The sequence below is a fragment of the Streptomyces sp. NPDC101165 genome (genome assembly GCF_044768135.1).
Taxonomy (GTDB): Bacteria; Actinomycetota; Actinomycetes; order Streptomycetales; family Streptomycetaceae; genus Streptomyces.
The window spans coordinates 103,863-128,967 of sequence record NZ_JBIWPG010000016.1 but is presented as its reverse complement, the minus strand read 5'-3'; the positions used below and the strand labels follow the sequence as shown (position 1 = coordinate 128,967).

Annotated in this window: 24 protein-coding genes; 16 read left to right on the top strand and 8 right to left on the bottom strand. The window is 72.8% G+C overall.

The window, feature by feature from the left end; all coding sequences use genetic code 11:
* Positions 1-7: 7 nt before the first annotated feature.
* Positions 8-1,792 (bottom strand): M16 family metallopeptidase, encoded by a 1,785-nt coding sequence (locus ACIRVH_RS31165; RefSeq protein ID WP_403960072.1) that lies wholly within the window; start codon positions 1,790-1,792, stop codon positions 8-10.
* Positions 1,789-2,793: a hypothetical protein gene (locus tag ACIRVH_RS31160; RefSeq protein WP_403960069.1), complete on the bottom strand. Its 1,005-nt coding sequence runs from the start codon at positions 2,791-2,793 to the stop codon at positions 1,789-1,791. Before ACIRVH_RS31160 ends, ACIRVH_RS31165 begins: the two co-directional genes overlap by 4 nt.
* Positions 2,794-3,118: 325 nt before the next feature.
* Between ACIRVH_RS31160 and ACIRVH_RS31155 the strand changes: the two genes are divergently transcribed.
* Both ACIRVH_RS31155 and ACIRVH_RS31150 read left to right on the top strand, forming a co-directional pair.
* Positions 3,119-3,490, top strand: coding sequence for a holo-ACP synthase (locus ACIRVH_RS31155; protein ID WP_403960066.1), 372 nt, complete (start codon positions 3,119-3,121; stop codon positions 3,488-3,490).
* 46 nt (positions 3,491-3,536) lie between these two features.
* Entirely contained in the window at positions 3,537-4,970 is a 1,434-nt protein-coding gene (locus tag ACIRVH_RS31150; RefSeq protein ID WP_403960063.1) for an NAD(P)H-hydrate dehydratase, read from the top strand.
* Between the two features lie 39 nt (positions 4,971-5,009).
* Here the strand turns inward: ACIRVH_RS31150 and ACIRVH_RS31145 are convergent, their stop codons facing one another.
* The 3 genes from ACIRVH_RS31145 to ACIRVH_RS31135 are packed head-to-tail and all read right to left on the bottom strand — an operon-like array spanning position 5,010 to position 7,662.
* Complete coding sequence (locus ACIRVH_RS31145; protein ID WP_403960060.1) at positions 5,010-5,654, bottom strand: response regulator; 645 nt, start codon at positions 5,652-5,654, stop codon at positions 5,010-5,012.
* On the bottom strand, positions 5,606-6,877 hold the full coding sequence (locus ACIRVH_RS31140; protein ID WP_403960057.1) for a sensor histidine kinase: 1,272 nt from the start codon (positions 6,875-6,877) through the stop codon (positions 5,606-5,608). Before ACIRVH_RS31140 ends, ACIRVH_RS31145 begins: the two co-directional genes overlap by 49 nt.
* Before the next feature lie 11 nt (positions 6,878-6,888).
* Positions 6,889-7,662: a lysostaphin resistance A-like protein gene (locus ACIRVH_RS31135; RefSeq protein WP_403960054.1), complete on the bottom strand. Its 774-nt coding sequence runs from the start codon at positions 7,660-7,662 to the stop codon at positions 6,889-6,891.
* Between the two features lie 290 nt (positions 7,663-7,952).
* Between ACIRVH_RS31135 and alr the strand changes: the two genes are divergently transcribed.
* The 4 genes from alr (at position 7,953) to ACIRVH_RS31115 (ending at position 11,301) form a co-directional block, all read left to right on the top strand.
* The gene (gene alr, locus ACIRVH_RS31130) at positions 7,953-9,119 is read left to right on the top strand and encodes an alanine racemase (RefSeq protein ID WP_403960051.1); all 1,167 of its coding nucleotides are present in this window, start codon (positions 7,953-7,955) and stop codon (positions 9,117-9,119) included.
* Positions 9,120-9,261: 142 nt separating this feature from the next.
* Entirely contained in the window at positions 9,262-10,524 is a 1,263-nt protein-coding gene (locus tag ACIRVH_RS31125; RefSeq protein ID WP_403960048.1) for an alpha/beta fold hydrolase, read from the top strand.
* Complete coding sequence (tsaE, locus tag ACIRVH_RS31120; RefSeq protein ID WP_403960044.1) at positions 10,490-11,002, top strand: tRNA (adenosine(37)-N6)-threonylcarbamoyltransferase complex ATPase subunit type 1 TsaE; 513 nt, start codon at positions 10,490-10,492, stop codon at positions 11,000-11,002. The genes ACIRVH_RS31125 and tsaE overlap by 35 nt, the downstream gene beginning before the upstream one ends.
* 128 nt (positions 11,003-11,130) lie before the next feature.
* Complete coding sequence (locus tag ACIRVH_RS31115) at positions 11,131-11,301, top strand: hypothetical protein (RefSeq protein WP_398136969.1); 171 nt, start codon at positions 11,131-11,133, stop codon at positions 11,299-11,301.
* A gap of 6 nt (positions 11,302-11,307) precedes the next feature.
* Here ACIRVH_RS31115 and ACIRVH_RS31110 read toward each other — a convergent pair whose 3' ends face one another.
* A complete protein-coding gene (locus ACIRVH_RS31110) occupies positions 11,308-11,868 on the bottom strand; it encodes a hypothetical protein (protein ID WP_403960041.1) in 561 nt (186 codons plus the stop codon).
* Positions 11,869-11,980: 112 nt separating this feature from the next.
* On the opposite strand from ACIRVH_RS31110, the gene tsaB reads away from it, so the two are divergent.
* From tsaB to ACIRVH_RS31090, 4 genes are read left to right on the top strand one after another with little or no spacing between them, the layout of a single operon-like run.
* On the top strand, positions 11,981-12,637 hold the full coding sequence (gene tsaB / locus ACIRVH_RS31105; RefSeq protein WP_403960038.1) for a tRNA (adenosine(37)-N6)-threonylcarbamoyltransferase complex dimerization subunit type 1 TsaB: 657 nt from the start codon (positions 11,981-11,983) through the stop codon (positions 12,635-12,637).
* A gap of 17 nt (positions 12,638-12,654) precedes the next feature.
* On the top strand, positions 12,655-13,149 hold the full coding sequence (rimI, locus tag ACIRVH_RS31100; RefSeq protein WP_403960273.1) for a ribosomal protein S18-alanine N-acetyltransferase: 495 nt from the start codon (positions 12,655-12,657) through the stop codon (positions 13,147-13,149).
* Positions 13,142-14,239 (top strand): tRNA (adenosine(37)-N6)-threonylcarbamoyltransferase complex transferase subunit TsaD, encoded by a 1,098-nt coding sequence (tsaD, locus tag ACIRVH_RS31095; protein ID WP_403960035.1) that lies wholly within the window; start codon positions 13,142-13,144, stop codon positions 14,237-14,239. Before rimI ends, tsaD begins: the two co-directional genes overlap by 8 nt.
* Positions 14,236-14,505 (top strand): hypothetical protein, encoded by a 270-nt coding sequence (locus ACIRVH_RS31090; protein ID WP_403960032.1) that lies wholly within the window; start codon positions 14,236-14,238, stop codon positions 14,503-14,505. Before tsaD ends, ACIRVH_RS31090 begins: the two co-directional genes overlap by 4 nt.
* 186 nt (positions 14,506-14,691) lie before the next feature.
* Here the strand turns inward: ACIRVH_RS31090 and ACIRVH_RS31085 are convergent, their stop codons facing one another.
* Positions 14,692-15,561, bottom strand: coding sequence for a hypothetical protein (locus ACIRVH_RS31085; RefSeq protein WP_403960029.1), 870 nt, complete (start codon positions 15,559-15,561; stop codon positions 14,692-14,694).
* 153 nt (positions 15,562-15,714) lie between these two features.
* Positions 15,715-18,036, bottom strand: coding sequence for a glycoside hydrolase family 3 N-terminal domain-containing protein (locus tag ACIRVH_RS31080; protein ID WP_403960027.1), 2,322 nt, complete (start codon positions 18,034-18,036; stop codon positions 15,715-15,717).
* A gap of 123 nt (positions 18,037-18,159) precedes the next feature.
* On the opposite strand from ACIRVH_RS31080, the gene ACIRVH_RS31075 reads away from it, so the two are divergent.
* The 6 genes from ACIRVH_RS31075 to ACIRVH_RS31050 all read left to right on the top strand — a co-directional run bounded on the left by ACIRVH_RS31075 (position 18,160) and on the right by ACIRVH_RS31050 (position 25,070).
* Positions 18,160-19,191, top strand: a complete 1,032-nt coding sequence (locus tag ACIRVH_RS31075) for a LacI family DNA-binding transcriptional regulator (RefSeq protein ID WP_403960024.1) — start codon at positions 18,160-18,162, stop codon at positions 19,189-19,191.
* A 102-nt stretch (positions 19,192-19,293) separates the two neighbouring features.
* Complete coding sequence (locus ACIRVH_RS31070; protein WP_403960021.1) at positions 19,294-20,685, top strand: endo-1,4-beta-xylanase; 1,392 nt, start codon at positions 19,294-19,296, stop codon at positions 20,683-20,685.
* A 74-nt stretch (positions 20,686-20,759) separates the two neighbouring features.
* A complete protein-coding gene (locus ACIRVH_RS31065; RefSeq protein WP_403960018.1) occupies positions 20,760-21,815 on the top strand; it encodes an LCP family protein in 1,056 nt (351 codons plus the stop codon).
* 97 nt (positions 21,816-21,912) lie between these two features.
* Positions 21,913-23,286, top strand: coding sequence for an FG-GAP-like repeat-containing protein (locus ACIRVH_RS31060; RefSeq protein ID WP_403960015.1), 1,374 nt, complete (start codon positions 21,913-21,915; stop codon positions 23,284-23,286).
* A gap of 128 nt (positions 23,287-23,414) precedes the next feature.
* Positions 23,415-23,771, top strand: a complete 357-nt coding sequence (locus tag ACIRVH_RS31055) for a YciI family protein (RefSeq protein WP_403960013.1) — start codon at positions 23,415-23,417, stop codon at positions 23,769-23,771.
* A gap of 45 nt (positions 23,772-23,816) precedes the next feature.
* Positions 23,817-25,070, top strand: coding sequence for an RNA polymerase sigma factor (locus ACIRVH_RS31050; protein ID WP_403960011.1), 1,254 nt, complete (start codon positions 23,817-23,819; stop codon positions 25,068-25,070).
* Positions 25,071-25,105 lie beyond the last annotated feature (35 nt).

Here is a 25,105-nt window from a genome sequence, read left to right as displayed (position 1 = left end):
CTGGGAGTCAGCCGCGGTCGCGCCGGGCGTGGCGGTACGCCTTGCGGGTGTAGGCGATCACCAGGGCGGTCGGCAGCATCGCGCGGGTCAGGTGAATCAACGCCTCGTGGGCCGAGTCGGACGTCTGGAGGATGGCGATCAGGAGGCCCAGGCCGAACACCACCTCCGCCACCACCAGGAGCACGAACCAGACCGGCAGGTGCCGCAGGCCAGGAGACGCCGACTTCCTGGCCTCATCGCCCCCGCCCTGCGGCACGGGGGCCGCCTCTCGCATCTCCCGTTCGCGCGGCTGCGGAACTCGTTCCGGGTCACGGGCCGGCAGCGGGACGACCGCGGCGGCGGGGACGGCCTCGTCCAGCACCGCGATCCGCTCGGCCGTGACGTCCCGGAACAGGGTCGGCTCGAGAGCCACGCGGAAGCCGTCGAGGCCGGTCAGCAAGCGGGCCCCGTCGGGGCGGGCGGTCATCGCGGCGCAGGCGTCGTACCGCACGGTGACCGGGCCGCCCGGCAGCAGCAGACTCACTCCCTCGCCTCCGATGACGAGCGTGACGCCGTCGCTGTCCAGCGACTGGTGCCGGGTGCCGGCGACCGCGGACGACGAGTACTGCGGGGCGAGCGTGAAACCCGCCCAGTCGGCGCCGCGGGCGGGCACCTGGAACAGCCCGCCGTCCCACGCCTCGCGGGCGATCTCGCGCAGGTCCGCGACCGTGACCGCCTCCAGTTCGGCCTTGTGCTGTTCTGGGGAGAGGATCTCGTGGCCGAGGAGCAGGCTGAGCGCGTCCGACGGCAGCCTGGCGGCGCCGAGGTCGGGTGTGTCGTACCGCTTGAGCAACTTGCCGCGCACCGAGTCCAGTTCGGCCTGATCGAGGCGGCCCGCGCGCAGCCCGGCGAGCGTGTCGACGAAGGCGCCGACCACCGCGTCCTGCTTCTCGGGCAGCGCGTCGGCGTACGCGGTGAGGGTGGCGAAGTCGGCGTCGCGGGGGGAGTAGTGGGCCTCCGCCGTGTAGGAGTAGCCCCCCTCCTGGCGCAGGTCCCGGAACAGGGCGCGGCCCAGAATGTCGGCGAAGACGGCGGCCGCGGTGGAGCGGCGCAGCACGCTGTCGAAGACGACGTGGCCGTCTTCGCCGCGGATGTAGGCGGGGGTGACCGGCAGTGAGCCGGACGCGGCCGGGGCCGGGATGCGGCGGCCGGCGGGCAGGGTGAGGTCCAGGCCGTCCGGTACGTGGTCGCTGGTCATCCACAGTACCGCGTTGTCCCTGGTGAAGCGGGTCTCGGCCCACTGCTGCACCTGATCGGCCGTCAGGCTCCAGGTGCCGAGTTCGTCGTAGCTGGACAGGCCGTAGCCCTGGGCGCCGTAACGCCACAGCGGCATCTGCGAGTTGGGACCGTTCGCGCGGCCCGCTGCCTCCGTGCGGAGGATCTCCTTCTCCGTCTCCAGACGGTCCAGTGGCAGGTCGCGCAGGGACGCGCAGAGGTCGTTGAGGTACGTGACGACCTCGTCCTCGTCGCCGGTGACGTGGAAGTGGGTGTATGTGTTCGCCGTGGCGCCGTTGTAATGCACGTCGGACACGCCCAGCCGGTGCAGCGCGAGGTGTTCGACGAGGTGGGTGACACCGGACGTGGACAGGGTCTCGTCGGCGCGGCCCACGCGGAAGAGGAGACCGGCGGAGATGTCGCCGGGGCGCGGGGCGTGCAGGACGGGCACGCCCTGGACGGTGGCGTGGCCGATCAGCCCGTCAAGGGCGGTGAGGTCCGCGGCATCGCGTCTCACGGTCGCGTCGTACGTGGTCATCGTTCCGTCTCCCCTCGGAGCGTCGCCAGCGCGGCCGTGCGGTACGTCGCGTACCGGCTCTCCCAGTCGCCCAGGTACCGCCACAGGTACTCGGCGGCCGTGTTGCCCAGGGCGGCGAAGTGCGGGGCGGCGTCCTTGAGGTGACCGCCGAGCGAGAAGGCCAGGGCGAACGCGCTGTGCCCGGTGAACCAGTGCCGGCCCGGCCGGTGGTCCGGGTGCAGCACGGACGCCTGGGCGGCCTGGCGGAGGTCGTTGCGGACGGACACGCTCCGCAGGTACTCCGTGCCCGCGACGCCGGACAGCTCCAGCCAGTGCTCGATGTGGGCCTCGGCGATCAGGATCCCGGCGGGCGAGCCGTCCTTCGCGGCACTCACGCACTCCAGGGCGAAGTCGTGCGTGGCCTCCAGGGAACCGCCCCACTTGGGGCTCAACTGCTGCAGCAACTGCGACTGCGCGCGGAACTGGTGGGGGTGGTGGACCGACAGCCGGTCGTAGCGGCGCCGGGCCTCGGACTGCCCCAGCTCCAGGCCGCGGGCGGTCAGCAGCCTGGCGGTCCAGGCGGGGGCGTGGTCGGGGTGCTCCGCGCACACCTCGATCAGGATGTGCTCGGCCTTGCGCAACCAGGCGTGGAACTGGTCGAACTGGTCCCGCGAGACGTGCTCGGCGCCGGCGCCGCTGCGAATCGCCCAGCCGATGCGGATGTACCGCTCGGCGAGCAGCGTACGCGGCAGCGGGTCGCCGGGCAGGGCCTGCGCGGCCTCCTCCAGATACCCCTCGGTCCCGGCGAGGTCGGCGAGCGCGCCGGCCGCGAAGGAGACCTCGTCGGCGGAGTCGCGGCCGCTGAAGAAGTCCTGGGTGGCGGCCCAGTCGCCGGCCTGGGCGGCGGTGCGCAGCGGCGCGAGTTCGGGCAGCGCGTCGAAAGGATCGGTCACCGGCCTCGACGGGCCGGCGGCTCTGCCGCCGCCGTCTCTGTCGCTGCCTGCGCTGGTGGTACTGCTCAAGCGTCCGCCCCCCTCGGCGTTTCGGATGCGCTTCCACCACGGAGCACGTCGTCTGGTCAGGAGGCGCGTGATGTCGCCCGCGACTGCCCGAATGGGCACATGTGAGCGAGCCTCGGCAGGCTAGCAGGGAGCTGTGACGCGAGGGGACTCAGTTTTGGGGGCGTTCTTGAGGGCTTCTGTCCCTGGCTGCCACCCGGCGTACTGCGGATCGGGGCGTGCGACTTCGACACGGAGCCCGCCGACCAGCAGGACGGTCCGCAAGACAGCCGATCTGGTCACCGGGGAGCCGAGCCCGCAGTCGCCGGACGGATCGTAGAGTGCCCGGATGAGCATCATCGGGGTTGGTATCGACGTTGCCGAGATCGACCGGTTCCGGGCGTCCTTGGACCGTACGCCTGGTCTCGCCGACCGGCTTTTCGTGGAGAGCGAGTTGTATCTGCCCAGCGGGGAGCGCCGGGGCATCGCCTCGCTCGCGGCGCGGTTCGCGGCGAAGGAGGCGCTCGCCAAGGCCCTCGGGGCGCCGCCCGGGCTGCACTGGACCGACGCCGAGGTGTTCGTCGAGGACAGCGGGCAGCCCCGGCTGCGGGTGAAGGGCACCGTGGCCGCGCGGGCCGCGGAACTCGGGGTGCGGTCCTGGCATGTGTCGCTCAGCCATGACGCGGGGATCGCGTCGGCCGTGGTGGTCGCCGAGGGGTGACGCCCCCGGGTGTGGCGGCAGGGGTTTCCGGGGCAGACTCGATGCCATGCGTACTGCGTACAGCGTGGAGACGGTGAGGGCGGCCGAGCGGGAGCTGATGGCGCGGCTTCCGGAGGGTGCGCTGATGCAGCGGGCCGCCGCGGGGCTGGCCGCTGCCTGTGCGGACCTGCTCGGGCGGGTCTACGGCAGCCGGGTGGTGCTGCTCGTCGGGAGCGGGGACAACGGCGGCGACGCGCTGTACGCGGGGGCGCGGCTGGCGCGGCGGGGGGCCGGGGTCACGGCCGTACTGCTGGCGCGGCCCGAGCGGACCCACTCCGGGGGGCTCACGGCGTTGCTCCGGGCGGGTGGGCGGGTCGCTGCCGGCGGCGCCGCCGAGGAGGCCGTCGAGCTGGCGGACCTCGTCGTGGACGGCATCGTCGGGATCGGGGGCAAGGGCGGACTGCGGCCTGACGCGGAGGCGCTGGCCGGTGCCGTCGAGCGGTCGCGGGCCGCCGTCGTCGCCGTGGACCTGCCGAGCGGGGTCGAGGCGGACACGGGAGAAGTGCGGGGTACGGCGCTGCGGGCCGACCTCACCGTCACCTTCGGGACGCACAAGCCGGGGCTGCTGGTCGACCCCGCGAGGGAGTACGCCGGGTCGGTGCGGCTCGTCGACATCGGGCTCGAACTGCCGCCGGACGCCGAGCTGGAGGCGTTGCAGCACGCGGACGTGGCCCGGCTGTTGCCGCTGCCCGCGGCGGAGAGCGACAAGTACCGGCGGGGTGTGGTCGGGATCGCCGCGGGGTCCGCACGGTATCCGGGGGCCGCCGTGCTGGCCGTCTCCGGGGCGCTGCGGGGTGGGGCGGGGGCCGTGCGGTACGTCGGGCCCGCGACGCAGGCGGTCATCGCCCGCTTCCCGGAGACCCTCGTGTCCGACCAGGGGCCTGCCAAGGCCGGGCGGGTGCAGGCCTGGGTGGTCGGGCCGGGCGCCGGGGACGACGCGGCGACCGTGGCGGAGGCGCTGTCCGCCGAGGTGCCGGTGCTGCTCGACGCCGACGGGCTGCGGCTGGCCGAGCGCAACGCCGTGCGTGGGCGTACGGCGCCGACGCTGATGACTCCGCATGCCGGCGAGGCGGCGGCGTTGCTCGGGGTGCCGCGGGAGGAGGTCGAGGGGGCTCGGCTGGCCTCGGTGCGGGAGTTGGCGGCGGTGTACCGGGCGACCGTGCTGCTGAAGGGATCCACCACGTTGGTGGCGGACTCCGGGGGCGGGCCGGTGCGGGTGAACGCCACCGGGACGGGGTGGCTGGCCACGGCCGGGAGCGGGGACGTGCTGTCGGGTCTGGCCGGGTCACTGCTGGCGGCGGGGCTGTCCGCGCTGGACGCGGGGAGTGTCGCGGCGTATCTCCATGGCCTGGCGGGCCGTTTCGCCGCTGACGGGGCACCGGCCGGGGCCCACGATGTCGCGGAGCGGATCCCGGAGGCGTGGCGGGATGTGCGGGGGTGAGCCGCTGTGCGGCCGACGGTGCTGCACCTTCCCAGGGGCTCAGCCCCTCAAGTAGGCCAGCACCGCCAGGACCCGCCGGTTGTCCTCCGGTGACTGCTCTATCCCCAGCTTCGCGAAGATCGACGCGATGTGCTTGGCCACCGCGCTCTCGCTGATGTGGAGGGTGCCGGCGACGGCCGTGTTGGAGCGGCCCTCGGCCATGAGGGTGAGGACCTCGTGCTCGCGGGGGGTCAGCGCGTCCGTGCGGCCCCGTTTCTCGCTCCGTGTCAGGAGCTTGGCGATGACCTGAGGGTCCATCACCGTGCCGCCGGCGGCGACCGTGCGCAGGGCGTCGACGAACTGCGCCGTGTGGGTGACGCGGTCCTTGAGGAGGTAGCCGACGGCGCCCTCGCCCGAGGCGAGGAGTTCATGGGCGTAGAGCTGGTCGACGTACTGGGAGAGGATCAGGACCGGCAGCCGCGGGCGGGTGCGGCGGGCCTCCAGGGCCGCCTTCAGGCCCTCGTCCGTGTGCGTCGGCGGCAGGCGGATGTCGATCACCGCGACGTCCAGGTCCGTCTCGCGCAGCGCCCGTACCAGCGCGGGGCCGTTGTCCACCGAGGCCACGACCTCGCAGCCGTGCTCGCGCAGGGTGCGGGTCAGGCCGTCGCGGAGGAGGAAGAGGTCTTCGGCGAGGACGACGCGCACGGGATCTCCAGGGTCGCGGTGGTCGGTCCGCCCGGCGGGCTGTGCAGGGCGAGCGTGCCGTCGAAGGTATCCAACCGGCGCCGTACGCCGAGCAGTCCGGTCCCGCCCGACGGGTCGGCACCGCCCCGGCCGTCGTCGGTCACCGTCACCCGCAGGCGCGTGCCGTCGTGGGCGAGGGTGATGTCGACCCGGGTCGCCTCCGCGTGCTTGGCCGCGTTCGTGAGGAGTTCGGACACCGCGAAGTAGGCCGCCGACTCGACGGGCGCGGGAAGACGTTCCGGGGGCAGGTGCACGGCCACGTCGACGTCCAGGTGGCTGTCCAGGGCCAGGGAGCGGACCGCGTCGCCGAGGCCCCGGTCCGCCAGGACCGGCGGGTGGATGCCGTGGACCAGGTCGCGCAGGTCCTGCAACGCCCGTGCGGAGAGGGCGCGGACGTCCAGCAGGAGGGTGCGCGTGGTCCCGGGGTCGGTGTCCAGCAGACGGGTCGCCTCGTCCAGGCTGAGACCCAGGGCCACCAGACGGGCCTGGGCGCCGTCGTGCAGGTCCCGTTCGATGCGGGTGAGTTCGGCCGCGTGCACGTCCAGGGCGGCGGCCCGGGTGTCCGTCAGCCGGGTCACGCGGCGGGCCAGTTCGGTGGTGCGCGGGGCGGAGAGGAGGCGCTGGGTGAGACGGGCGTGCAGGGTCGCCATCACGGGCGCCAGGCGCAGGCCCGCCACGACGAAGGCCAGGCCGAGGAGCAGGGCCATGAGCATGGTGGCCGTGGAGGTGACCGGTACGAAGGCGTACCAGTTGCCGTCGCCCAGCAGGCGCCAGACGAAGGGCTGGACCAGCGCGCCGAACACCCCGTACTCGACCAGTGCGAGCGGAACCGCCGCCAGCACCCCGCCCGTCCACGGCTCCAGCCAGGCCCAGCGCAGGTCGTACCAGAAGCCGTCGTCCCCGAGGATCGCGGCGCTGCTGCGGCGGGCCGACGTGCCGCGGGGGAGCGGGTCGGGAGCGCTGAGGGGACGGCCGGTCCAGCGGGCGGCGCGGGCCCGGTACGTGTCGGACACGCGGCGCAGCAGCCGGGCGGCCGCGGGCAGCGCCTGGAAGCCGATCCCGAGCGGCAGCAGCGTCAACGCCCCGCCGGCCAACAGCCCGGCCCCGACCACGAGAAACCCGGCCAGCCCGACCGACTGGCACCGCCAGAGCGCGACCCAGTCCGCGCGCCGCGAACCCCCCACCCCACGCCCCCTCACCCCACGGCCGCCGGGATCGTAACCTCCCGCCTCCGCCACACCCACGGCACCGCCGTCACCGCGCAGGCCAGTCCGAACAGGACCATCGGCAGCGCCCTGCCCGTCTCCTCGTCCATGAACAGCAGCATTCCGAGGTTGACCAGGGCGTGGAAGCCGCCCGCGAGAAGCAGGCGCCGGCGTCCACCGACCTCCTCCAGGGCCAGACCCAGGACGACGGACATCGCGATCGTGGCGAGCAGGAAGCCCGCCGCGTAGGCCGGGCTCTGAGCCAGCGCCTGGACGTGCCACAGACCCCACGCCGCCCCGACCGCGACCGACGCGGTGAGCGGGCCGAAGCGGGTGCGCAGCAGGGGCTGCAGGAAGCAGCGCCAGCCGATCTCCTCGCCGCAGGCGCCGACCAGTTGGGCCAGGACGACGAGGAGGAAGGGGTGGTGCAGGCTGCGTGGGTCGGTGGCGTGGGCGGTGCCGGTGAGGAGGGTGTAGGGGCCTGCCGAGAGGAGGGTGATCAGGAAGGGCGCGACGAGCAACTGCCGCCAGGGGGAGGCCGGGTGACCCGGGGGACCGGCGAGCAGTCCCCGCGTCCGGGACGGCCACAGCAGAGCCGCCAGGGCCACGCCCAGCGCCGGGCCGAACTGGGTCAGTTGGACGACCTCCGTGGGAATCCCGGTGGCCGGCTGCACGGCTCCCAGTGCCCCGGCCGCCAGGAAGGCGACCACGAGATAGACCCCTGCCCGGACTTTCCACCGCTGTCTCGTCCGTGTCGTCTGCATGCCCTCGACGATGCCGGGGCGGCGACGCGCGCGGACTGCACCTGCTTGCCGAACCGGGGTGTACCCAGGTGCACCCCTCGGGTGACCCGTCCGCGCGGCACCCGGGATCCGCCGGGGCCGCGCGTTTGGCTGATCGCATGATCAGCAGACGAATCGCGCACAGAGGCGTCGCGGTGCTGCTCGCCACCGCGAGCCCGGCAACGTGGAGGAGGCCGGGGAGCGGGGGCGGCGGCCCGGTACCCGATGCTGCACCTGGGGCCCGCACCGGCCTCTGAGACACTGGGGGCGCCATGAGTGAGACTGCAGCTGTGCCGACCGCGCCCCTGCGCGCCCGGGCCGAGATCGATCTGGCCGCCCTGCGCGCCAATGTGCGGGCCCTGCGTGCCCGGGCGCAGGGCGCTGCCCTGATGGCCGTCGTCAAGTCCGACGCCTACGGCCACGGGGCCGTGCCGTGCGCCCGCGCGGCCGTCGAGGCGGGGGCCACCTGGCTCGGCACGGCCACGCCCGAGGAGGCACTCGCCCTGCGCGCCGCCGGCCTGGACACGCGTGTCCTGTGCTGGCTGTGGGTGCCGGGCGGGCCCTGGCGACAGGCCGTCGAAGCCGACATCGACGTCTCACTCAGCGGGATGTGGGCGCTGCGGGAGGCGACCGAGGCCGCCCGGCAGGCGGGACGGCCCGCGCGGGTGCAGCTGAAGGCCGACACCGGGCTCGGCCGCAACGGCTGCCAGCCCGCCGACTGGCCCGAGCTGGTCCGCGAGGCCCTGCGCGCAGAGCGCGAGGGGCTGGTCCGGGTGACCGGTCTGTGGTCCCACTTGGCGTGCGCCGACGAACCCGGGCACCCGTCCATCGCCGCCCAGCTCACCCTGTTCCGGGAGATGGTGGCGTACGCGGAGGAGCAGGGCGTGCGCCCCGAGGTGCGGCACCTCGCCAACTCCCCGGCCACGCTGACCCTCCCGGAGACCCACTTCGACCTGGTCCGTCCGGGTATCGCCATGTACGGCGTCTCGCCCAGCCCGGAGATCGGCACCCCGGCCGACTTCGGCCTGCGGCCCGTGATGACGCTGAGCGCGTCGCTGGCACTGGTCAAGCACGTGCCCGGCGAGCACGGCGTCAGTTACGGCCACCACTACGTCACCCCCGGCGAGACCACCCTCGGCCTCGTGCCCGTCGGCTACGCGGACGGTATTCCCCGGCACGCCTCCGGCACCGGTCCGGTGCTGGTCGACGGCAAGTGGCGGACCGTCGCCGGGCGGGTGGCGATGGACCAGTTCGTGGTCGACCTCGGCGGGGACGAGCCCCCGGTGGGCGCGGAGGCGGTGCTGTTCGGGCCCGGCGACCGGGGCGAGCCGACCGCCGAGGACTGGGCGCAGGCCTGCGGCACGATCGCGTACGAAATCGTCACGCGGATCGGAACGCGCGTTCCTCGCGTCTATGTGAATGGGGAAGAACAGGGGTAGCCCCTTTTTTGGGCGGGCGCCGCGCGCCCGGTTGCTCCTGCCACGACCGGCACCACGCACCACACCTGCACCACGCGAGCCACACCGGCACCACCTGTTTCATTCACCCAGCGAACTGCAGTACGGCGAAGAGGAGCGGTACGTGAGCGAGAGCAGTGCGGAGGCCGTGGCGGACATCGTCGCCTCGGCGGCCGCCGCCGCCTCCGCCGCGGAGGCGGCCGGCAGCTGGCGCAGGGCGACCGGCATCGCCGGTGCCGCGATAGGCGTGCTCGCCGCGGGCGCGGCGGCCGGTGTCGCCATCGAGCGGATGACCGTCGGCCGCGGGATGCGCCGCAAGGCCCGGCTGGCGCTGGACTCGGCGGGCCCCTACGGCTCCCTGCGCGGCACCCCGGGCAAGGCGTACGCCGACGACGGAACCGAGCTGTACTACGAGGTCGACGACGTCGAACCCGACCCCGGCCCGAACGTCTCCCCGCGCCGCCGCCGGCTGTTCGGCCGCAAGGCACCCGCCCCGGTCACCGTAGTCTTCAGCCACGGCTACTGCCTCAATCAGGACTCCTGGCACTTCCAGCGCGCGGCCCTGCGCGGGGTCGTGCGCACCGTGCACTGGGACCAGCGCAGCCACGGGCGGTCCGGGCGGGGCGTCGTCCAGGCCCAGGACGATGTGCCCGTCGCCATCGAGCAGCTCGGCCGCGATCTGAAGGCGGTCCTGGACGCGGCCGTGCCGGACGGGCCGATCGTGCTGGTCGGCCACTCCATGGGCGGGATGACGATGATGGCGCTGGCCGACCAGTTCCCGGAGCTGATCCGGGACCGGGTGGTCGCCACCGCCTTCGTCGGTACGTCGTCCGGGCGGCTCGGCGAGGTCAACTTCGGGCTGCCCCTGGCCGGTGTCAACGCGGTGCGCCGGATCCTCCCCGGAGTGCTGAAGGCACTCGGCCAGCAGGCGGAGCTGGTGGAGAAGGGCCGCCGAGCCACCGCCGACCTGTTCGCCGGGGTCATCAAGCGCTACTCGTTCGCGACCCGGGACGTCGACCCGGCCGTCGAGCGGTTCGCCGAGCGGATGATCGAGTCGACGCCGATCGATGTGGTCGCCGAGTTCTACCCGGCCTTCACCATCCACGACAAGACCGAGGCGCTCGCCTGCTTCCGGGACTTCCCGGTGCTGGTGCTGGCCGGAGTGCAGGACCTGATCACGCCCAGCGAGCACAGCGAGGCCATGGCCGACCTGCTGCCGGAGGCCGAGCTGGTGCTCGTGCCGGACGCCGGGCACCTGGTGATGCTGGAACACCCGGAAGTGGTCACCGACCGGCTCGCCGACCTGCTCACCCGCGCGGGTGCCGTGCCCGCAGGAGCTACCGTAAGTGGCTATGGAAGCACCAGCAGCACCGCACAACCCCGCTGAGACCCGGCTGACCGTCACCTCCCCCGAGCAGATGCGGGAGCTGGGCCGCCGGCTGGCCAAGCTGCTGCGCGCGGGCGACCTGGTGATGCTCACCGGGGAGCTGGGCGCGGGCAAGACGACGCTGACCCGAGGGCTCGGCGAGGGGCTGGGGGTCCGTGGTGCGGTCACCTCGCCGACCTTCGTGATCGCCCGGGTGCACCCCTCCCTCGGTGACGGCCCGCCGCTCGTCCACGTCGACGCCTACCGGCTCGGCGGTGGCCTCGACGAGATGGAGGACCTGGACCTCGACGTCTCGCTGACCGACTCGGTGATCGTCGTGGAGTGGGGCGAGGGCAAGGTCGAGGACCTGACCGAGGACCGGTTGCAGGTCGTCATCCACCGGGCCGTCGGTGACACCAAGGACGAGGTACGGCACGTGACGCTGACCGGGCTCGGCCGGCGGTGGGCCGAGGCCGGTCTGGACGCGCTCGACGCCTGATCCGCGGTACTTTCCGACAAGCCGTCGGCAACATGTTGCGCCGGACGTCCCGGGCGTGGTCACATGGTAGCCAGCTCGTGGTTAGGTGTGCCTAACTACTCCCCGCCCCCGCACGTCAGGAGGCGTCCATGCCCGCTTCTCGACCCACGGCGCAGCCGGCCGAGCCGGTCGCGGTCTCCGGGGTGTCCATGCGCGACCTGCTGGCGTCGTGCGCGGCCGCGGACGCGATCTCCAGACCACCGCGCCGGCCGGAGCCCGAGAAGACCGACCGGGACCGGGGGCACCGCCGGGCCGCGTAGCCGCCGCTAGCGGATGACGACGACCGGTACGCCGATCGTCGCGAACTTCCACATCGCGTCGCCGTCCTCGCGCCGCTCCCGGATGCCGCCCGTCTTCACGCTGCTGTCGGTGGTCGTGCCCATGCTGCTGCCCACCGCCGCGCTGAAGCCGATCACCACCCCGTCCACGCTGGTGAAGCGCACGACGTGCTCGATGGGCACGCCGTCCGTGCCGGTGACCGCGTTGGAGCGGGACGTGACCCAGTACCTGCCCACCGGCGGGTCGACCGCGCCCGGGTGCACCCCGAAGCCGCGCTGCACCACGTTCCTCTCGTCGACCAGCCAGACCCGGTCGTCGTCCACCGAGTACACGACGCGTTCACCCGTACCGGAGTCACCCGGCAGGGCGCCCGGGTTGCGCAGGTCGCGCGGTGCCTTGCTGGCGCTCACCGAGGGCGACGCGCCCGCGCCGGCCACGCCGCCGAGGCTCGCCGGTACGGTCGCCTGTGCCTGGTAGGCGAGGAAGCCGACGGTGCCCACGGCGGCCGCGGTGAGGCCGGCCACGATCCCCGAGCTGGTCCCTGCCACGTCCGCCACCTCTGCCTCGCGTCATATGTCGTACTTCGTACAGACCGTAGCAGTCAGTCACCGTCTGCCCCGGACGGCCATGCACGAGCCGCAGGCGCCGTAGGCTGTTCGCGTGCTCTTGCTCGCTCTGGATACCGCCACGCCCGCCGTCACCGTCGCACTGCACGACGGGACGGACGTCATCGCGTCGTCGAGTCAGGTGGACGCGCGCCGGCACGGGGAGCTGCTGCTGCCGGCCGTCGACCGTGTGCTCGCCGAGGCGGGGCTCAAACTGGAGGCCGTCACCGGGGTCGTCGTCGGCACCGGTCCCGGCCCCTACACCGGCCTGCGCGTCGGCCTGATGACGGCCGACACCTTCGGCCTCGCGCTCGGTGTTCCCGTGTACGGCCTGTGCACGCTGGACGCGCTCGCCTACGCCGCCGACATCGAGAAGGGCCCCTTCGTCGTGGCGACCGACGCCCGGCGCAAGGAGGTCTACTGGGCGAAGTACGCCGACTCCCGCACCCGCCTGACCGGCCCCGCCGTCGACCGCCCCGCCGACATCGCCGAGCAGGTCGCCGGACTCCCCGCGGTCGGCGCGGGCGCGCTGCTCTACCCGGACACGTTCCCGAGCGCCCACGAGCCCGAGCACGTGTCCGCCGCCGCCCTCGCCTCACTGGCCGCCGAGAAGCTGGCCGCGGGCGAGGAACTCCCGGCACCGCGCCCGCTGTACCTGCGGCGTCCCGACGCCCAGGTCCCCAAGAACTACAAGGTGGTCACGCCCAAGTGACCGCACAGTTGCGCGAGATGCGCTGGTGGGACATCGACCCGGTCCTCGAGCTGGAGAAGGACCTCTTCCCCGAGGACGCCTGGTCCCGCGGCATGTTCTGGTCCGAGCTGGCCCACTCCCGGGGTGACGAGGCGACCCGGCGCTACCTCGTGGCCGAGGACGCCGACCGCATCGTCGGCTACGCGGGCCTGGCCTCCGCCGGCGAGCTGGCCGACGTGCAGACCATCGCGGTGGCCCGTGACCAGCAGGGCACCGGGCTCGGTGCCCGCCTGCTCACCGAGCTGCTGAAGGCCGCCACCGACTTCGACTGCTCCGAGGTCATGCTCGAGTGCCGGGTCGACAACGTCCGCGCCCAGAAGCTGTACGAGCGCTTCGGCTTCGAGCCCATCGGCTTCAGACGCGGCTACTACCAGCCGGGGAACGTCGACGCCCTGGTGATGCGCCTGACCACGGAATCCGGCGGCACCGCCACGGGTTCCTCCTCCGTACGAGAAACCGAGACCAATGACTGACGAACCTCTCGTCCTCGGCATCGAGACCTCCTGCGACGAGACCGGCGTCGGCATCGTCCGTGGCACCACCCTGCTGGCCGACGCCGTCGCCTCCAGCGTCGACGAGCACGCCCGCTTCGGCGGTGTTGTGCCCGAGGTGGCGTCCCGGGCCCACCTGGAGGCGATGGTCCCGACCATCGACCGCGCCCTGAAGGAGGCCGGCGTCTCGGCGAAGGACCTCGACGGCGTCGCGGTCACCGCCGGGCCCGGTCTCGCCGGCGCCCTGCTGGTCGGCGTCTCGGCCGCCAAGGCGTACGCCTACGCGCTCGGCAAGCCCCTCTACGGCGTCAACCACCTCGCCTCCCACATCTGCGTGGACCAGCTGGAGCACGGCCCGCTGCCCGAGCCGACCATGGCCCTGCTGGTGTCCGGCGGTCACTCCTCCCTGCTGCTGTCCGAGGACATCACCTCCGACGTCCGCCCGATGGGCTCGACCATCGACGACGCGGCCGGCGAGGCCTTCGACAAGATCGCCCGCGTGCTCAACCTGGGCTTCCCCGGCGGCCCGGTCATCGATCGCTACGCCCGCGAGGGCGACCCGGCGGCGATCGCCTTCCCGCGCGGCCTGACCGGCCCGCGCGACCCGGCCTACGACTTCTCCTTCTCCGGCCTGAAGACGGCCGTGGCCCGCTGGATCGAGGCCAAGCGCGCGGCCGGCGAGGAGGTCCCGGTCCGTGACGTGGCCGCCTCCTTCCAGGAGGCCGTGGTGGACGTCCTCACCCGCAAGGCCGTCCGCGCCTGCAAGGACGAGGGCGTCGACCACCTGATGATCGGCGGCGGCGTCGCGGCCAACTCCCGTCTGCGTGCCCTCGCCCTGGAGCGCTGTGAGGCCGCCGGCATCCGCCTGCGCGTCCCGCGCCCCAAGCTGTGCACGGACAACGGCGCGATGGTCGCGGCCCTCGGCGCCGAGATGATCGCCCGCAACCGGTCCGCCTCCGACTGGGACCTGTCCGCCGACTCCTCCCTGCCGGTGACGGACCCGCACGTTCCGGGCCACGGGCACGGCCACGACCACGTGCACGAGGTCAGCAAGGAGAACCTGTACTCGTGACGGTCGCCCTGATGTGGGAGGCCCGGGCCGCCGAGGGCCGGGGCGAGGAACTGCTCGCCTGGGCGCGGGAACAGCGGCTCGCCCCCGCGCCGGTGCGGCGGGAGACCTTCCGTGCCCCGCAGGACCGGGTGCTCGTCATCACGTGGTGGGACGCGCCGTACGACGCCTCGCTGCCCGAACTGCCGGAACCGGAAGCGGAGTTGGTGACCCGGGCGGTGCACCGGTGGCGGTTCGAGTCGGTGGACGGGGAGCGGCCGGACCGCTGATTGGCGCGCGGGCCCGTTCACGCGCTATGATCATCACACGCGAACGGCCGGAACCCCGGTACGGACGCAGTGCGTTGGTGGTCCAAGGAAAGACGCCCCGCTTCCTGCGGGGAAATGCAGGTGCAAGGCCTGCCCGGCGCTCCATGAACACCCCGCTCCCGGTTCTCCGGGGGCGGGGTGTTTGCGTTACCGGCGGTGAGCCTTCTCGGGACTGACCGCCTCCGCCTCCGGGCCTTCGGGTCCGTCCGCCCCGGCCCGCCGCTCCTGCAGGTGTGCGTACGCCATCAGGCCGAACAGGATCGCGAGCAGCACCGCCGACGAACCGGCCGTTCCCAGGTCCAGGCCGCCCTTGGCGACGGGCTTGGTCAGGAAGTCGCCGGCCGTGGCGCCCAGCGGGCGGGTCAGGACGAAGGCGATCCAGAAGAGCAGGACGTTCGGGACGGCCGGCACCTTCATCAGCGCGAGCAGCACGAGCAGCAGACCGGTCACCAGGGCGGCGCCGCCCAGGTAGCCGAGGCCCGAGCTGTCCGAGAGGAAGTCGCCCATCGAGGTGCCGAGCGTGTTGGAGACCAGGATGGCCGACCAGAACAGGGCCTCGCCCCGGAAGGAGACGATCTCGGTGATCTGGAAGGTCATCCCGCTGAGCTTCCAGCCGAGGAAGATCAACAGCAGGATCGAGATCAGGATCGCCGCGCCCTCCGGGTAGCCGAGGCCGAGGCCCTGCGGTCCCCAGCCCAGCTTCGTGGCGCCGTCGGAGAGGTACTTGGCGCTGGCGTCCCGGTTCATGAAGTCGGACATCGTGGTGCCGGCCATGGAGGTCGACAGGATCACGGTCCAGTAGAAGAACGGGTTGTAGTGGGACGAGCGCAGCTGGATCACCAGCGTCACCACGAAGACCACGAACAGGGCGATGGTGGTGAGGAAGTAGCCGAGCTTCAGCGTCTGCGCGAACAGATCGCCGGCCGTCTCGCCGAGGGTCGTCGCGGCGATCTTCATGATCCAGAACGCCAGCGTGACCTCGGGCAGCTTCTTCATCACGGATTTCGTGGTCGTCAAGGGTGCTCCTGTCGGGGTGGGGGGTGATCAACTTCGGCCCGACCCTGCCAGGCGCAACCTGAACCGATTCCGAACGCCCGCGTCAGGGGTCTTGCGGAACCGGGTTCTCTCTGGTTCCGCCGTGGCTCAATACGTCCCCCCGGCCCCTTCCGCTCAATCGGTTCCCTCGGACACCTCCACCTCACAGCGCAGCCGCCGATCCGACCCCACCACCCGCACCGGTCCCGTCAGCCGCAGCGCAGCCGTGTGCCGTACCTCCGCGCTCGACGGTCCCAGCCGCAGCTCCAGCGCCCCCGGCTCCACCACTCGCGCGCCCGTGCGGTCGGTGAAGGACGACAGGTCCGCGTGGAAGCGGAAGGTCAGCCGGCGGGCCTCACCCGGGGCCAGTTCCACCCGCTGGTAGCCGATGAGCCGGACGTCCGGACGGGTCACCGACGCCACCGGATCGTGCAGGTACAGCTGGACGACCTCCGCGCCCGCGCTCCCGCCCGTGTTGCGGACGGTCAGCGAGAGGTCGTACGAGCCGTCCGTGCCGATCTCGGTGACATCGTCGCCCGTACCGTCCTCCCAGGCGAACGACGTGTACGAGCGGCCGTGGCCGAACGGGTACAGCGGGGTCGGGTCCAGGCTGCTGACCTCGCCGGCCAGGCCCAGCGGGGGCTGGAGATAGGTCCAGGGCTGCCCGCCGGGCAGGCGCGGGACGCTCACCGGGAGGCGGCCGGAGGGGTTCACGCGGCCGGAGAGGACCCCGGCGAGCGCCGGGCCGCCCTCCTCGCCGGGGAAGAAGGCCTGCACGACCGCGCCGAGCCGGCCGTGCCAGCGGCCCAGTGCGTAGGGGCGGCCGGTCAGCAGCACGAGGACGACCGGGACGCCCGTGGCGAGCAGCGCGTCCAGCAACTCGCCCTGTACGCCAGGCAGTCGCAGGTCCGCCACATCGCAGCCCTCGCCCGACGTGCCCCGGCCGAACAGGCCCGCGCGGTCGCCGAGGACCGCCACGCACACGTCCGCCTCGGCGGCCCGGGCGACCGCCTCCGCGAAGCCCGCGGTGCCCGGGTCCGAGACCCCGCAGCCCTCGGCGAACGTGACCTTGGCGTCCGGGAGTTCGGCGCGCAGGGCGTCCAGGACGGTCGGGACGCCGATGCCGAGAGGGACCTCGGGGTGGTGGGTGAGCACGTGGGACGGGAAGGAGTAGCAGCCGAGCATCGCGAGCGCGTCCGCCGCCCGGGGGCCCACGACCGCGACCCGGGTGTCGGGCGCCAGGGGGAGCAGACCGTCGGGGTTGTCCAGCAGGACCACCGACTCCTGGGCCAGTTGCCGGGCCAGCGCCCGGTTGTCCGCCGGGTCGAGGTCGACCGGGCCGTCCGGTTCCGGCTGCCAGTCCTCGTTGAGCAGGCCCAGTTCGCACTTCTGGAGCAGGACGCGGCGGGCCGCCCGGTCCACCAGGGACTCCGGGACGCGGCCCTCTCGAACGGCGGTCACGAGCGGGGTGCCGTAACACTTCAGGGTCGGCAGCTCGACGTCGATGCCCGCCGCGAGGGCCAGGTGCGCCGCGCCCGCCTCGTCCTCGGCGACCCGGTGCTGGGTCTGCAGGAAGCCGATGCCGAAGTAGTCGGCGACCACCGTGCCGGTGAAGCCCCACTCGTCGCGCAGGAGGCCGGTGAGCAGGTGGGGGTCGGCGGAGACCGGCACACCGTCCGTCTCGGTGTACGAGGCCATCACCGAGCGCGCCCCGCCCTCGCGCAGCGCCATCTCGAACGGCGGCAGGGTCACGTCCGCGAACTCGCGCACCCCCGCCCGGACGGGCGCGAGGTTGCGCGCGCCGGCGGAGGACGCGTACCCGGCGAAGTGCTTGAGCGTGGCGACGACCCCGGCCGACTCCAGGCCCCGCACATAGGCCGCGCCGGTGGTGCCGACCAGGTACGGGTCCTCGCCGATCGTCTCCTCCACCCGGCCCCAGCGGGGGTCGCGGACCACGTCCAGGACAGGGGCGAGACCCTGGTGGACACCGACCGAGCGCAGATCGCGGCCGATGCGCCGGCCCAGCTCCTCGACCAGCGCCGGGTCGAAGGCCGCGCCCCAGGCCAGTGGCACCGGGTACGCCGTCGCGCCCCAGGCCGTGAACCCCGCCAGGCACTCCTCGTGGGCGATCGCCGGAATGCCGAAGCGGCCCGCCGCCGCGATCCGCCGCTGGGCGCGGGCCAGGGCCCGGGTGCCGAGCGCCGGGTCCACGGGCGCGGTGCCGAAGGAGCGGGTCAGCTGGCCGAGGCCGCGGGTGATCAGCTCGTCCCATTCGTCGGCGGAGGGGCCGGCGGCCATCTCGCGCTGCAGCGGGGCGACGCCGTCGCCGTCCGTGGCGGCGCCCACCCACACCCCGTACAGCTGGGCGGTCTTCTCCTCCAGGGTCATCCGGGAGAGCAGGGCGTCGACGCGGTCGGCGGCGGGCAGGGCGGGGTCGCGCCAAGGGGCGGTGGTCATGGAACTCCCGTCGGATGGAGTCGGGATGCTCACGAATGTTTCGGTCAATATCTCGAATGTTCCGGGAACCTATGGCGCGCGAAGACCTTCGTCAAGAGGGCCCGCAGGGATACGATCCCGGGCATGAAGCCTTCGAAGCCCGCAGAAACGCAGACGGCGACCCTCGCCGAAATCGCCCGGGAAGCCGGGGTGTCCGCTCCGACTGTTTCGAAGGTCCTCAACGGCCGCGCCGATGTCGCCCCGGCGACCCGCACCCGGGTCGAGGAGCTGCTGCGCGCCTACGGCTACCGGCGCCGCCGCGCCGAGGCGTCCCGTTCGCCGCTGATCGACCTGGTCTTCCACGAGCTGGAGAGCGCCTGGGCGATGGAGGTCATCCGGGGCGTGGAGAACGTGGCCAGGGGCGCGGGCCTGAGCGTCGTGCTGTCCGAGTCCGCCGGGCGGCTCACCCCGGGCCGGACCTGGGCCGACCAGGTCGCCGCCCGCCGCCCGCACGGGGTGGTGCTCGTGCTGTCCGGCCTGGACGAGTCCCAGCGGGCGCTGCTGACCAGCCGCTCCATCCCGTTCGTGGTGATGGACCCGGCAGGCGACCCGGGCCCGGACGTCCCCTCCATCGGCGCCACCAACTGGCAGGGCGGCCTCGCCGCCACCCGGCACCTGGTGGAGCTCGGCCACACCCGGATCGGCGCGATCAGCGGACCCTCCCGGATGATGTGCAGCCGCGCCCGCCTCGACGGCTACCGCGCCGCCCTGGAGACCGCCGGACTCCCCGTCGACCCGGATCTGATCAGGACCGGCGACTTCCACCACGACTCCGGTTACCGCCTGGGCATGGAGCTGCTGCGCGGCCCCGGCCGGCCCACCGCGGTCTTCGCGGGCAACGACCTGCAGGCGCTCGGCCTGTACGAGGCCGCGCGCGAGCTGGGGCTGCGCATCCCGGAGGACCTGAGCCTGGTCGGCTTCGACGATCTGCCGGTGGCCCGCTGGGTGGGCCCGCCGCTGACGACCGTACGGCAGCCGCTGACCGAGATGGCCGAGGCCGCGGCCCGGCTGGTGCTGGAGCTGGGCCGCGCCGCGGACGAGCGGGCGGCGACCCGGGTGGAGCTCGCGACCAGCCTGGTGGTGCGTTCCAGTACGGCGGCGCCGGGCGTGCGGTGACACCGGTGGCCGGAAGTTGACGTATTGACGGGTGGGGTGCGCGCCCCCACACTCCTCCGAAGTCAATCGGTTGCACGACCGAAACTTTCGGAGGCACCCGCAATGAGATCCTCCAGAACTTCCAGAACTTCCAGAACTTCCAGAACTTCCAGAACTTCCTCAAGGGCCTGTCCGGCCGCTCTGGTCGCCATCGTCGGCCTGTGCGCCGCCGGCACCGGCACCGCCCACGCCGCCGACACCCCGCTGCGCGACCTCGCCGCGGCGAAGAACAAGGTCATCGGCACCGCCGTCACCGGCTCCAAGCTCACCGGCACCTACGGCGACCTGGCCGGGGCGCAGTTCAGCTCGCTGACCCCGGGCAACGCCATGAAGTGGGGCACGGTCGAGCCCACCCGGGGCAGCTTCGACTGGAGCGAGGCCGACCAGATCGTGGCCTTCGCCCAGGCCCACCACCAGCAGGTGCGCGGCCACACCCTGGTCTGGCACAGCCAGAACCCCGGCTGGCTGACCAACGGCAGCCGGACCTCCGCCCAGCTGAGCAGCCTGCTGCAGAACCACATCGGCACCGAGGTCGGCCGCTACAAGGGAAAGATCGCCGCCTGGGACGTGGTCAACGAGCCGTTCAACGAGGACGGCAGCTACCGCTCGACGCTCTGGTACGACGGCCTCGGCTCCGGTTACATCGCGAACGCCCTGACCTGGGCGCACGCGGCCGATCCGGACGCCAAGCTGTACATCAACGACTACAACGTCGAGGGCGTGAACGCGAAGTCCACCGCCCTGTACAACCTGGTCAAGTCCCTCAAGCGGCAGGGCGTCCCGATCGACGGCGTCGGCCTGCAGGCCCATCTGGTCCTCGGCCAGGTGCCGGCCACGCTCCAGCAGAACATCCAGCGTTTCGCCGACCTCGGCGTGGACGTGGCGATCACCGAGCTGGACGTACGGATGGCGCTGCCCGCCGACAGCGCCAAACTCGCCCAGCAGGCGGCCGACTTCAAGTCCGTGGTGGCCGCCTGCGCGGCCGTGACCCGCTGCGTCAACGTCACCGTGTGGGGCTTCACCGACTCCGACTCCTGGGTGCCGAGCACGTTCCCCGGGTACGGGGCGGCGACGCCGTACGACGAGAACTACACACCGAAACCGGCGTACCGCGGCATCGCCGAGGCCCTCGGCGGTTCCACCACCACCCCGCCCCCGACCGGTGCCTGCACCGCGGCCTACAGCGTGACCAGTCAGTGGAACACCGGCTTCACGGGCCGGGTGACGATCTCCTGCTCCGGGGCCTCGCTGTCCTCGTGGAAGGCGAACTGGACGTTCGGCGGGGGCCAGCAGATCACGCAGGCCTGGAACGCCGGCTGCACCCAGTCCGGCGCGGCGGTGTCCTGCGCGAACGCCTCGTACAACGGGTCCGTGCCGGACGGCGGTTCGGTGACGTTCGGTTTCAACGCGTCGTGGAGCGGGAGCAATCCGCTGCCCACGGTGACGGTGGGATGAGAATTTCCCGAGAAAACCGTCTCTCAAAGCTTCCGCTAACAGTCTGCTAATAATTCGGACTTACGTTCCTGCCCGTGACGCGACACGAGGAGCAGGGCGACGCGGGCAGACGGGTGGGCCGGCGGTCGAGAGCGCTGAAGGCCGCCGGCCTCACTCTGGCGGGATTCCTGGTGCTGGGCGTGGCCACGGCCGGCTACGCGTACTGGCACCTCAACAACAACATCAAGAGCGTCGACATCAACGGCGCTCTCGGCGACAACCGCCCGGCGAAGGCGGTGGTCACCCCGGCCGCGACCGCCTCGGCCGCCGCCTCCCCGCTGCCCACCGAGGCCCTGAACATCCTGGTCCTCGGCTCCGACTCGCGCAGCGGCAGGGCCAACCAGGAGCTGGGCGGCGGCGACAGCTCCGGCGCCCGCTCCGACACGGCGATGGTCGTGCACATCGACGCCGGCCGCACGAAGGCGACCGTCGTCAGCATCCCGCGCGACACCCTCGTCACCCGCCCGTCCTGCCCGCTGTCCTCCGGCGGCTCCACGGCGGTGGCGTACAGCGCGATGTTCAACAGCGCCTACTCGGTGGGCGGTCCGGTGTGTGCGGTCAAGACCGTCGAGTCGATCACCGGCGTCCGCATGGACCACTACATCGAGATCGACTTCTCCGGCTTCGCCAAGCTGGTGGACGCGCTCGGCGGGGTCACGGTCACCACCGACCAGGACATCGACGACGACAAGAGCCATCTGCACCTCGCCTCCGGCACCCACCACCTGAACGGCACCCGGGCCCTGGCCCTCGCCCGCACCCGGCACGGCATAGGCGACGGCAGCGACCTCGGCCGCATAGGCCTGCAACAGAAGCTGGTGAAGGCCCTGCTGGAGCAGATGGCCACCACCGACCTCCTCACCGACCCGGCCGAGCTCTACAAGGTCGCCGACGCGGTCACCGCCAGCCTCACCACGGACACCGGCCTCGACTCCCTGGGCGAGCTGACGAAGCTCGGCCAGAGCCTGAAGGGCCTCACCGCCGACCGGGTGAAGACGGTGATGATGCCGGTCGTCACGGCACCCTCCGACGCCAACCGTGTGGTGGCGAAGGAACCGGCGGCGAGCGAACTGTGGGCGTCGCTGCGCTGAGCAGCACCACAGCCCGCCGGGCCGAGCAGCACAACCATCGGTGTGACCCGCGAGTCTCCTGCGGTGATCCGATCGCCGTACATGTGGGGGTTTTCCGGTGTTCTCGTTGCGTTCGCACGCCCGTTGGGCGCTTCCGCTGACCCTGGGCCTCACCGCCCTCGGGGTCGCCGTACCGCAGGCGTCCGCTACGAAGACGGCCGCGCCCGTCCGCGACGACTTCAACGGCGACGGGTACGCGGACCTGGCCGTCGGCGCCCCGCGCGCCACGGTCGGCGGGCAGTCCGGCGCGGGCTATGTGGCCGTGATGTACGGCGGTCCGCACGGCCTGTCCACCACGCACCGCACGATCATCAGCCGTGCCACGACCGGCGTCCCGGGCAGCCCGGCCAAGGACCAGCGCTTCGGCCTCCAGGTCTCCAAGGGCGACCTGGACGGCGACGGCTACGCCGACCTCGTCATCGGCACGGGCTCCGCGTCGGCCGACGCGGTCGTGGTCTGGGGCGGCCCGCACGGGCTGTCCGGCGGCACGTCGATCCCCGCCACCGACACCCAGACCGGCGACTTCAACGGCGACGGACGCCTCGACCTCGCCGCGTTCCGCACCGGCTTCGCCTCCGGCGACGACCCGCACGGCACCACCGCCACCCTCTGGAAGGGCCCGCTCAAGCGCTCCGGCAGCCCGGCCGCCAAGACCCCGCTCGACCCCGACTACCTCAAGTGGATCGACATCCACGACGGCGGCACCGGCGACGTCAACGGCGACGGCCGTGCCGACCTGCTGCTGACCGGCTACTGCGGTGACGGCAGCCACTGCAGCCGCCTCTACCTGAGCGGCCCGTCCGGCCTCACCCGCGTCACCGACTCGTACCCGGGCGGCGACGGCGCGGCCGCGCTCGGCGACGTCAACGGCGACGGCTACGACGACCTGGTCAGCGGATTCGCGGACGACGAGAAGATCTCCGTGGCCTACGGCTCGCCCTCCGGCCTCGGCGGCCAGGACACCTGGCAGTCGTACGCGCAGGACACCCCCGGCGTCCCGGGCGCCACGGAGCCGAGCGACAGGTTCGGCACCTCCGTCTCCGTCGGCGACATCACCGGCGACGGCATCGACGACGTGGCCGTCGGCGCGCCCGGCGAGAACGACGGCGAGGGCGTGGTCGACGTGCTGCGCGGCAGCAGCTCCGGCCTGACCGGCACCGGCGCGCAGGCCTTCGGTCAGAACACCAAGGGCGTCCCCGGCGCCGCCGAGCGGAACGACTCCTTCGGTGCCACGGTCGCCCTGCTCGACATCAACCGCGACGGCCACGCCGACCTGGCCGCCACCGCACTGTTCGAGGACGCGGGCAACGGCGCGGTCGCGGTTCTGCAGGGCCGCGCCACCGGCCTGGTCACGGACGCGGCCCTCGCCTTCGGCGGCAAGGGGGTCGGGGCGCCGTACACGAAGGCGGCGTTCGGGGCCGAGCTGAAGTAGCGGCGCCGCACACCCCCGGAAAAACTTCTTCGAGGAATTTCCGGGACCGTGTCGATCCAGGTGTCTCCCGATCGACGCATGGGTGAGCGGCGGGGACGGACCCCGCCGCACCGACCGAAGGAGTCACCATGCCCCGCTACCTGTCGATCGTGCACATCGACGAGTCCTCCGCCCCCGCCGAGGGCCCCAGCGAGGAGCTGATGCAGCGGATGGGCCAGCTGATCGAGGAGGTCACCAAGGCCGGGGTCATGCTCGACACCGCCGGCCTGACCCCCTCCGCCCAGGGCACCACCGTGCGCTGGTCGGGCGGGAAGATCTCGGTCACCGACGGGCCCTTCACCGAGTCCAAGGAGGTCGTCGGCGGCTACGCGATCATGCAGTGCAAGGACAAGGCCGAGGCCCTGGAGTGGGCCAAGCGGTTCCTGCAGGTCCACGAGGACTACTGGACCGTCAGCTGCGAGGTCCGGGAGATCGCGGAGGGCTGAGCCTCACTTGGCCTCGGACCGCCCGGGGGTGTTGCATGGTGGGCTGTGGAAGCACAGCCCACCGCGGCGCACGCGATCGAGACCGTCTTCAGGCTGGAGTCCCCGCGGGTCGTCGCCGGCGTGGCGCGCATCGTGCGGGACGTCGGCATCGCCGAGGAACTGGCGCAGGACGCGCTGGTCGCGGCGTTGGAGCGATGGCCCCGGGACGGCGTGCCCGACAACCCCGGCGCCTGGCTCATGGCCACCGCCCGGCATCGCGCCGTCGACCTGGTCCGGCGCCGCGAGACCTACGCCCGCAAGCTCGCCGAGATGGGCCGGGACCTGGAGACCACGGCCCCGCCGGAGGAACCCGCCGACCCGGAGGACATCGACGACGACCTGCTGCGGCTCGTCTTCACCACCTGTCACCCGGTGCTGTCCACGGAGGCCCGCACCGCGCTGACCCTGCGGCTGCTCGGCGGCCTGACGACCGCCGAGATCGCCCGGGCCCACCTCGTCCCGGAGCCGACGATCGCCCAGCGCATCGTCCGCGCCAAGCGCACCCTGGCCACGAAGAACGTCGCCTTCGAGGTGCCGTACGGCCCCGACCGCGAGGCCCGCCTCGGCTCCGTCCTGGACGTCATCTACCTGATCTTCAACGAGGGTTACGCGGCGACTGCCGGGGACGACCTGCTGCGTCCCGGGCTGTGCGAGGACGCCCTCCGGCTGGCCCGGGTGCTCTCCGCCCTGATGCCCAAGGAGTCCGAGGTGCACGCCCTGACCTCGCTCCTGGAGTTCCAGGCCTCCCGCACCGCCGCCCGCACCGGCCCCGACGGCACCCCGGTGCTGCTCAAGGACCAGAACCGCCGCCGCTGGAACCGCATGCTCATCGCCCGCGGCATCCGGGCCCTCGGCCGCGCCGACGCCACCGGCGCCCCCGGCCCCTACGCCCTCCAGGCCGCCATCGCCGCCTGTCACGCGCACGCGTACACCTACGAGGAGACCGACTGGCGGACCATCGCCACCCTGTACGGCCTGCTCGCGACCCGCGCCCCGTCCCCGGTCGTCGAGCTGAACCGCGCCGTCGCCGTGTCGATGGCCGAGGGCCCGGCCGAGGGGCTGAAGCTGGTCGACGCCCTGACCGCCGAATCCGCCCTGCGCGACTATCACCTGCTGCCCAGCGTGCGCGGCGACCTGCTGGCACGGCTCGGGCGCACCGCGGAGGCCCGCGAGGAGTTCGTCCGCGCGGCCGAGCTGACACGCAACGAGCGCGAGCGTCAGCTGTTGAACGCGAAACTGCATTCCCTTCCTGGTCAGTGAGGGTTTACAGTTGCGCGGCTGCCACGCAACCGGCG

Coding starts and splice junctions, on each gene's coding strand:
- ACIRVH_RS31135 (WP_403960054.1), bottom strand. CDS start 7,662: ATGCAGACGACACGGACGAGACAGCGGTGGAAAGTCCGGGCAGGGGTC.
- ACIRVH_RS31115 (WP_398136969.1), top strand. CDS start 11,131: ATGCCCGCTTCTCGACCCACGGCGCAGCCGGCCGAGCCGGTCGCGGTC.
- ACIRVH_RS31080 (WP_403960027.1), bottom strand. CDS start 18,036: ATGACCACCGCCCCTTGGCGCGACCCCGCCCTGCCCGCCGCCGACCGC.
- ACIRVH_RS31165 (WP_403960072.1), bottom strand. CDS start 1,792: ATGACCACGTACGACGCGACCGTGAGACGCGATGCCGCGGACCTCACC.
- tsaE (WP_403960044.1), top strand. CDS start 10,490: ATGGAAGCACCAGCAGCACCGCACAACCCCGCTGAGACCCGGCTGACC.
- ACIRVH_RS31055 (WP_403960013.1), top strand. CDS start 23,415: ATGCCCCGCTACCTGTCGATCGTGCACATCGACGAGTCCTCCGCCCCC.
- rimI (WP_403960273.1), top strand. CDS start 12,655: ATGCGCTGGTGGGACATCGACCCGGTCCTCGAGCTGGAGAAGGACCTC.
- ACIRVH_RS31150 (WP_403960063.1), top strand. CDS start 3,537: ATGCGTACTGCGTACAGCGTGGAGACGGTGAGGGCGGCCGAGCGGGAG.
- tsaD (WP_403960035.1), top strand. CDS start 13,142: ATGACTGACGAACCTCTCGTCCTCGGCATCGAGACCTCCTGCGACGAG.
- ACIRVH_RS31075 (WP_403960024.1), top strand. CDS start 18,160: ATGAAGCCTTCGAAGCCCGCAGAAACGCAGACGGCGACCCTCGCCGAA.
- ACIRVH_RS31155 (WP_403960066.1), top strand. CDS start 3,119: ATGAGCATCATCGGGGTTGGTATCGACGTTGCCGAGATCGACCGGTTC.
- ACIRVH_RS31070 (WP_403960021.1), top strand. CDS start 19,294: ATGAGATCCTCCAGAACTTCCAGAACTTCCAGAACTTCCAGAACTTCC.
- alr (WP_403960051.1), top strand. CDS start 7,953: ATGAGTGAGACTGCAGCTGTGCCGACCGCGCCCCTGCGCGCCCGGGCC.